At 75.7% G+C, this 8,118-nt stretch carries 7 protein-coding genes; 1 reads left to right on the forward strand and 6 read right to left on the reverse strand.

Annotated elements, in window-relative coordinates:
- The coding region (locus ACFQ3T_RS32150) for a Crp/Fnr family transcriptional regulator (protein WP_380729147.1) at positions 1 to 1,458 on the forward strand (1,458 nt) is incomplete at its 5' end.
- A 123-nt stretch (positions 1,459 to 1,581) separates the two neighbouring features.
- Here ACFQ3T_RS32150 and ACFQ3T_RS32155 read toward each other — a convergent pair.
- The 6 genes from ACFQ3T_RS32155 to ACFQ3T_RS32180 all read right to left on the reverse strand — a co-directional run.
- Positions 1,582 to 2,805: a D-arabinono-1,4-lactone oxidase gene (locus ACFQ3T_RS32155; protein ID WP_380729149.1), complete on the reverse strand. Its 1,224-nt coding sequence runs from the start codon at positions 2,803 to 2,805 to the stop codon at positions 1,582 to 1,584.
- Positions 2,806 to 2,850: 45 nt separating this feature from the next.
- A complete protein-coding gene (locus ACFQ3T_RS32160) occupies positions 2,851 to 3,261 on the reverse strand; it encodes a carboxymuconolactone decarboxylase family protein (protein ID WP_380729151.1) in 411 nt (136 codons plus the stop codon).
- A gap of 75 nt (positions 3,262 to 3,336) precedes the next feature.
- On the reverse strand, positions 3,337 to 4,788 hold the full coding sequence (locus ACFQ3T_RS32165; protein WP_380729153.1) for a class I adenylate-forming enzyme family protein: 1,452 nt from the start codon (positions 4,786 to 4,788) through the stop codon (positions 3,337 to 3,339).
- Positions 4,785 to 6,194, reverse strand: coding sequence for a CoA transferase (locus ACFQ3T_RS32170; protein ID WP_380729155.1), 1,410 nt, complete (start codon positions 6,192 to 6,194; stop codon positions 4,785 to 4,787). Before ACFQ3T_RS32170 ends, ACFQ3T_RS32165 begins: the two co-directional genes overlap by 4 nt.
- Positions 6,191 to 6,958: a class I SAM-dependent methyltransferase gene (locus ACFQ3T_RS32175; RefSeq protein ID WP_380729158.1), complete on the reverse strand. Its 768-nt coding sequence runs from the start codon at positions 6,956 to 6,958 to the stop codon at positions 6,191 to 6,193. The genes ACFQ3T_RS32170 and ACFQ3T_RS32175 overlap by 4 nt, the downstream gene beginning before the upstream one ends.
- Positions 6,955 to 8,118 (reverse strand): ANL family adenylate-forming protein (locus tag ACFQ3T_RS32180; protein WP_380729160.1); only part of this gene is annotated, 1,164 nt, incomplete at its 5' end. The genes ACFQ3T_RS32175 and ACFQ3T_RS32180, both read right to left, overlap by 4 nt.

Below are 8,118 nucleotides of genomic sequence, written 5' to 3' on the forward strand. Positions count from 1 at the left end.
GCCGCCGCGTTCGGGCGGGGCGCTCCCCCGCGCCAGGTGGTGGGCGACTTCCTCGACCCGATGCCGGTGGCCGACCCCGTCGCCGTCGGCTCGGTCGCCGTCGCCGTCGAACCGGTGAAGTCGACCGAGACGGGCGCGCTGGAACTGGCGTTACAGCGCAACGCGGCCGTGCTGGGCGCGAACCACCCGCAGACGGCCGTGCTGCGGCTGAACCTGATGTGCGCCCGGTTCCGGATCGCCCGCGACCAGGGCGACACCGCGGAGGTCACCGAGGCGCTGGCCGACCTGCGTGACGCGACCGACCGGGCGGTGAACTCGCTGGGCGTCCACCACCCGCGGGCGCTGGTCGCGCAGGCGAACCTCGCGTCCGCCGAGTTCGAGCTGGCCAGGGTGCGCCGGTCGGCGGAACGGGCCCGGCTCGCGCTGCCGAGCCTGCGTTCGGCCGCCGACCGCACCGCCACCAGGCTGGGCGCGGACCACCCGCACGCGGTGATCGCCACGGCGAACCTGGCGTCGGCCGAGCTGGAGCTGGCGCACCTCGACGGGACCAGGGCGCAGGCGCAGCGGCTGCTGGACGTGGTGCGGGACGCGTCGATGCGCGCGGTGGCGGCGCTGCGCGACGACCACCCGGCCGTGCGGTCGCTGGAGGAGCAGCGGCGGGCGTGCGAGGCGCTGCTGTCCGGCGCGGGGCCCGACCCGTCGTTCGAGCGGGGTTACGCGTCGTTCGCCGACGCGGGCCGCTCGCTGGCCACGTCGAGCCCGTCGGGAGCACGGGCGGGCGCGCCGGAGTGGCCCGCCGGGACGTTGCTGGCGCGGCTGCGGGAGACCAGCCGGCAGGAGCTGCTGGGCCTCGGCACGGCCGTCCGGTACGCCCCGGACCGGGAGATCATCGTCCAGGACGCCACGGACACGCACGTGTTCCTGATCCTCGACGGCGTGGTGAAGGTGCTGGTCGACGACGGGTCCGGCGAGAGCGCGGTGCTCACCGTGCGGGTCGCGGGCGACCTGGTCGGCGAGATGGCGTCGATGGACCACAGGCCGCGCTCGGCGACGGTCGTGACCTGCGGCGACGTGACGGCGAAGCTGATCACCAGCGCCGAGCTGCACGGGTTCCTGCACCGCCGCAACGACGGGTTCGTCGAGCTGCTGGGCGTGCTGGACGACCAGCTGAGGTGGGCCAACCGGCGGCGGCGCGACTTCCTGTCCCACACCGCCGCCGAGCGGGTCGCGCGGGTGCTGGCCGAGCTGGTCGGCGCGCACGGCAGGCAGGAGGTCGGCGGCTGGGTGCTGGGCATCCCGCTGACGAAGGTGGAGCTGGCGTCGATCGCGGGGATGAAGCCGCGCACGGCCGAGAAGGCGTTCGCGGACCTGCGCAAGGCGGGCGTGGTGGTGAGCCACCTGCGGCGTGACGTGGTCGTGCCGGACCTGGAGGCGCTGCGCCGGTTCGCCCGCTTGTGACCCCGGTTCCCCCGTCGGGGACGACAGCACGTGGCCGGTGGAGCCCTTCGAGGCCGCCCCGGCCTGGTCCGGCAGCGGCAGGTGGACCTCCCGCCCTCGACCCGCTGGACCGGGCCTGACCGCCTACCGGGCGAACCAGCCGTCGACCAGGGGGTTGCGGAAGACGCCGTGCGGGTCGAGGTCGGCGCGCAGGGCGGCGAACCGGTCCCAGTGCGGGTAGCGCTCCCCCGGGTCGGCCAGCTCGAACAGCTTGCCCCAGTGCGGGCGCGGCTGCCACGGGCTGAGCGTGGCCTCGATCTTGCGCAGCACGGCGCGCACGGCCGCGTCGTCAGGCTGCCACGTGAAGTGGAACGCGACGCTGTCCCGGCCGTGCACGGGGCTGAGCCACTGCGCGTCGGCGGCGACGGTGCGGACCTCGGAGGTCAGCAACACGGGGGCGGTCTCGGCGGCGAGGGCGTTCAGCGCGGTCAGCGCCTCGGCGGCGTGCTCGCGGGCCACGAAGTACTCGGACTGCAGCTCGCGGCCGACGCTGGGCGTGAAGTCGGCGCGGAAGTGCGGCAGCCGCTCGTGCCACGGGCCGGGCTCGCCGAGCTGGGCGGTGCAGTGCAGGGCGGGCTGGCCGGGCACGGGGTGCCGGGGCTCGGTCGCGGGGGTCGCGCCGGTCCACGCCAGGTCGTGCCGGGTGTCGGTGGCGCGGTGCTTGGCGAACACGTGGGCGACGCCCTGCCAGGTGGTGAAGGCGCTGACGCTGTAGGCGCTCGCGAACACGGCGTCCACGTTCTCCACGAGGGCGTCGAACGGCATGTCCTGGTAGACCCGCTGCTCGACCTCGAACGTCGGCACGACGTCGAGTTCCACCGCGACGGCCACGCCCAGCGACCCGAACGCGACCACCGCGCCGTCGAACCCGTCGTCGCCCCGGCCCAGGGTGGTGACGCGGCCGTCGGCGGTGACCAGGTCGATCGACCGGACCAGGCTCGCCAGGGACGGGATGTCGTTGCCCGAGCCGTGGGTGGCGGTGGCGCACGCGCCGATGATCGTGATGTGCGGCAGCGACGGCATGGCGGGCAGGGCCAGGCCAGCGGCGTGGAGCAGCCCGGCGAGCCGCGCCAACCGCATCCCGGCGCTCACGCGCACCGACTCGGGGCCGGCCTCGAACACCTCGGGCATCCGGTCGAGGCTGATCAGCGTGCCGGCGGTGTCGGCGATCGTGCTGAACGAGTGGCCGGCGCCGACCACGCGCGCCGTCCCGGCGGTCCGCACGACGTCACGCAGCTCGTCGACGGAGGTCGGGTGCGCGGTCCGCGCGGCGGAGAAGGTGACGTTGCCTGCCCAGTTGGTGCTCACGGCCGGATTCTGCCTCACGCGACCCGCGCCCGGGTCGCGCCGGGGTCAGGTGAGGCGGGCGCTGATCGCGAGCCGGTTGTAGGCGTTGACGACGGACGTGACCCACACCACCTGCTGGGCCCGGACCGCGCCGACCTCGCGGATCGCGGCGTCCAGGACGGTGTCGGGGACGTGCCCGTCGTGGATCAGCGTGACCGCTTCGGCGAGCGCGAGCACGGCGCGTTCCGCGTCGGTGAACGCCGGGTCGGCGCGCCACGACGACACGTCCCGCGTCTCCCCCAGCGCGGTGGCGGCGTCGGTGTGCAGGCGGACGCAGTACGCGCAGCCGTTGAGCTGCGAGCACCGCAACCGGACCAGCTCCACCAGGCCGGCGGGCAGGTCCACGTCGTCCACGGCCTTCGCCAGCGCGCCCAGCGCGGCGAACCCCGGTCCGGCGAACGGGTCGAGCTTGATCACAACCACCTCCGGGTCAGGTCGTCACACGGGTCGTCACACCGGGGTCGTCACAGCGGGGTCGTCACAGCGGGGTCGTCACAGCAGGGCGCCGTGGCGTTCGGCGGCGAGCCGGGCGACGGTGCGGAGGCACACCTTCCCAGTGCGGCCGAGGGGCAGTTCGGGCAGGAGCAGCAGCCGTTCGGGGTGCTTGCGGCGGCTCACGCCCCGGTCGCGCAGGAACTCCGCGAGCTGCCCGAGCGAGGGCGGCGGGTGGCCGGGGCGCACGGCGACGCACGCGCACAGCCGCTCGCCGAGGTCCGGGTCGGGGACCGGGACGCACGCGACCTCGGCCACGCCGGGGTGGCCGCCGAGCGCGAGTTCCACCTCGGCGGGGCTGATCGTGTAGCCGCCGCGGATGACGACGCGCTTGAGCCGGCGCACGACGTGCAGGGTGCCGTCCGGGTCGAGGAAGCCCTCGTCGCCGGTGCGCACCCACCCGCCGGGCAGCCGGTGGCGCGCGTCCAGTTCGGGCGCGTCGACGTAGCAGAGCGGTGTCATGGGGCCGAGGGCGCAGATCTCGCCGTCCCCGATCCGGATGTCGGTCACCGCGGGATCGGGTCGGCCGACGCCGTGCCCGGGGGTGGAGGTGTGGCAGTTGACGCCGTCGGACGACCCGTAGATGTTGATCACGGGCCGGTCGAACGCGGCCCGCGTGACCGCCAGCGTTTCCGGCGTCAGCACGTCGCCGCTGGACACGACGGCGCGGATCGAGGAGGTGTCCATTGTGGACGCGAGTTCGGTCATGCGGCGCAGCATGGTCGGCACGCCGAACACGTGCGTCGGCCGGTGGTCGGCCACCACGCGCAGCGCCGCCGCCGCGTCGAACCGGCGCTGGAGCATCAGCGTGCCACCGAACCGGCACAGCGTGATCGCCGCGCCGAACGACCCGAACGCCGACGCCAGCGGCACCAGCACGAGGTCGCGCGGCACCGCCGTGACGCCGTGCACGGCCCGCACGTAGTTGCCGCGCCCGCCGGCGAACGCGTTGTGCGAGTAGGCGACGAGCTTCGGCGCCGCCTCCGAGCCGGACGACACGAGAATCCGCGCGGGCGCCTCCGGGTCGACCGCGACCGGCGACCACGGGACGTCCTCATCGGACTCCAACGCCTCCGACACGTCCGTGAGCACCGTGCTGACGACCGGTGAGCCGCCGTCGGGCAGGTGCACGGCCACCGCGCCGATCGCCGCGACCGCCAGTTCCGCGACCACGGCCTCCCTCCCGTTGGGCAGGTCGAGGCCGATGATGTCGGCGGGGCCGTAGTCGCGCAGCGACGTCGCCAGCCGCCGGACGGCGCGATCCAGCGCCGCGTAGTCCATCGCGCCCGCGTCGTCGATGACGGCGGTGCGGCGCGGGTGGCGTGCCACCCGGTCCCGGAACAGCGAGTGCAGGTCCCGGTCCGGGCAGTGCCCGGCCTCGACCCACGAGCGGCGCGTCCCGGCCGGGACCAGGTCGCGCAGCACCACGCCGGTGGTCGACGTCCACGTCATCGGAACTCCCACACCCCCGTCGGCACCACGCACCCGTCCCGCGTCAGCGCGCGGGAGAACCGCTCGTCCCGTCCCAGCTCGGCCAGGTCCGCGCACACCGGCACGCTCAGCGGCGCGGCGCACCGGCCGGTCGCGCGGGCGTTGAGCCGGGACGCGGCCGACAGCAGCGAGGACGCCACCGACTGCCCCACCCCGGACCTGATCCGCCGCGCCACCGCGTCCACCACTCCCCCGGCGCACACGACGCCGCCGAACACGTCCACGATCGTCATCAGCGACGGCGGCACGCCCGCGTGCGCCTGCACCACGTAGTCGGTGCCCAGCGGCGGTCGCGCGCCCAGCTCGTCGCCCCAGCCGGACGCGTGCGCGTAGACGATGCCAGGCCGCGCCCGGGCCACGTCGCGCGGCCGCAACGCCCAGTCAGCGTCCTTGCCCGGCGCCCAGTTGTGCAGGAACACGTCCGCGCCCGACACCAGCTCCAGCAGCTCCCGACGCCCGGCCACGGTGGCGAGGTCGACCTCCACGACCCGCTTGCCCCGGTTGAGCGCGTGGAACCGGGCGGACACGTCACCGGCCATCGGCGGCACGCCCCGCAGCGGGTCGCCGCCCGGCGGCTCGACCCGCACCACCGACGCGCCGAGCTGCCACAGCAGGTGCCCGGCCAGCGGGCCCTGCACCCGTCGGCACGACTCCACCACCACCAGCCCCGACAGCGGCAGCACGCCGTGGTGCGGCGCGACTCCCACCGCCGGTGCGGCCGGTCCCAGCGGTCGCACCCGGTACGGCGGCAGGTCGTCCACGGCCCGGTTCGCCACCCGCACGAGCGTGATCCCGGTGGTGGCGGCGACCTGTTCCAGCCGCGCGATCGGCGAGCGGGCGGTCAGCCCGGTCAGCTCGCGCGGCAGCGGGCACGTCGCGGTGGCGAACCGCTGCTGGAACGGCCGCCACACCCGGGCCACCGCCCGCGGTTCGGCGTGCAGCGCCGTCCAGAACCGCCGCCACACCTCCGCGTCCAACGCCTCGAGCTCGAACGCGACCCCGTCGGAGGACACGAACGGCGGCCCGCCGCCCGCGCCGCCCGCCGGTTCGGGGAGGGTGAGGCCGACGTCGGGCGCGGTCGCCGCCGCGAGGTACTGCGACACCGCGAGCAGCGCCGCCTGGGCGACCGACGTGGACACCGCGCGCAGCGGCACGCCGCGCAGCCGTGCCACGTCCAGCGCCAGGGCGCCGATGCCGGCCAGCTCGGACGCGAGGATCGACGCGTAGTCCAGCCCGAGCGCGGTGGGCCTGCCGAACCGGCGGCCGTGGACGTGCATGAGCCCGCACGCGGCCTGCACGTCCCGCTCGCCGGCCAGCGGCAGGTCGACCGGTCCGGCCCACGGCACGGCGGTCGCGGTGGACGTCATGCGGGCCGCCTGCCGTGGACCGAGTACACGACGGGCGAGGTGGCGAGGAACCGCTCGTCGGCGAGCAGGTCGCGGACGGCGGCGAGGTGCGCGTCGGTCAGGCCGGCGGCGACCAGCTTGTCCCGCAGCATGCGGGTGGTGTGGGCGAGCAGCGCCACGCCCGGCGACCCGGCGCGCCACGGGTGCACGACCACCCGGGGGTCGATGTCGACGAGCCCGGCGGCGACCATCGCCGCGGGCGCCTTGCGGCCCCACGCGCCGTCCACGCCGAACGCGTCGAACACGCCCTCCTTGACCGCGAGGAAGGTCTCGTACAGCTCGGCGGCCTGCCGGTCCGGCGCGCGCAGCACGGGGCTGTAGGAGTTGTCGAACTCGTCCACCTGCAGCAGGCCGCCGGGCTTGAGCGCCGTGACGAGCTTGCGCAGCACCGCGTCGCGCTCGGGCAGGTGCCGCAGCACGAGCCGCACGTGGACCAGGTCGAACGCGGCCTCGGGCAGCGGGTCGTGCACCACGTCGTGCCGCAGCACGGTCAGGCCGGGCGCGGGCGGCACGTGGTCGGTGTGCACGTCGGTGGCGAGCACGACGGCGCCGCGCCCGGCGAGCCAGTGGGCGATGCTGCCGGCGCCCGCGCCGACGTCGAGGCACCGCCAGCCGGCCCGGACGCCGGTCTGCGCGAGCCGGGCGAACGTCACGGGGTCGTAGGCGGCGGCGAGGCAGCGGTGCTGCTCGGCCACGTGACCGCGGTCGAAGACGTAAGTGGTCACGTCCACCGTCCCGTGCCGTGGGTCTCGGCGGTGCCGACGAGGCGGGTGAGCAGGTCGAGGCGGCGCACCTTGCCGGTGGCGGTGCGCGGCACGTCGTCCCACGCCAGCACGTGCGGCTCGGCCATCGGAGGCAGGTCGGCCACCGCGCGACGCCACGCCGCCGGGTCGAGCGGACCGGACGTCACCAGCACCGGGATCGGCGGCCGGCCCGGCGTGCCGAGGACCACGCACTCCACCACCTCGGGGAGCCGGTCCTCGACCAGGTCCTCGACCTCCAGGCAGCTCAGCCCCGGCACGGCGTCCACCTCGCGGTCCAGCAGCCGCACCGCGCCGCCGCGGGTGATGACGCCGAGGTCGCCGGTGTTCCACCACGGTCCGGTGTTCTTGGCCTCCCACCGGTCCTGCTCGCCGACGTACCCGGCGCAGCGCGCGGCGGTCCGGGCGAGCACCAGCCCGGCGCGCCCGCGCGGGAGGGGCGCGAACGTCACCGGGTCCACCACGCGCAGCCGGGTGCGGCCGGGCACGGGACGTCCGAGGTCGCGGGCGTCCGGCGAGCGGGTGAGCGCGCGGCGGGTGAGGAACCGGAAGGTGAGCGGGCCGGTCTCGGTCTGGCCCCAGCCCTGCATCCACAGTGGACGGCGGCGGCGCGACGCGTGGAGCATGGCGCGGATCGCGGGCGGGTGCATGGCGTCGTACGTGCTGACGAACAGCCGGACGTCGCGGAACGGGTTGTCGGGGCGGGACGCGAGCGGCTGCCACCGCACGTAGGCCGACGGCAGCGCCTCCAGCGTCGTGGGCCGGTGCCGCGCCAGCACGGTCTCGGCCGACCGCGGGTCGCCGAGCAGCACGATCTTGCGCGGGGCGAGGCAGAACACGCTGGCCGTCCAGCAGAACGTGCGGCCGTGGGCGTAGGAGCTCGCATTGGCGACGACGTCGTCGCGGCGCACGCCGATCACGGGCCACCGCACGGCTTCGAACCGGGCCAGCCGGTGGACGATCGTGCGGGTGGTGTGGACGACGAGCTTCGGCACGCCGGTCGTGCCGGACGTGTGGTTGACGACGAGCGGGTCGTCGTCGTGGCGGCCTCGCGGCGCGGGCGGCCGTGAGCCGCGCACGTCGTCCAGCGGCACCGCGCCGGCGAACGGCTCGCCCAGCGGGCC

Origin of the sequence: Saccharothrix hoggarensis (genome assembly GCF_042678885.1) — a bacterium.
In the GTDB taxonomy this organism is placed as follows: Bacteria; Actinomycetota; Actinomycetes; order Mycobacteriales; family Pseudonocardiaceae; genus Actinosynnema; species Actinosynnema hoggarensis.

Bases quoted from the DNA above. Each gene is read 5' to 3' on its own strand.
- ACFQ3T_RS32165 (WP_380729153.1), bottom strand. From the start codon at position 4,788: ATGACGTGGACGTCGACCACCGGCGTGGTGCTGCGCGACCTGGTCCCG.
- ACFQ3T_RS32170 (WP_380729155.1), bottom strand. From the start codon at position 6,194: ATGACGTCCACCGCGACCGCCGTGCCGTGGGCCGGACCGGTCGACCTG.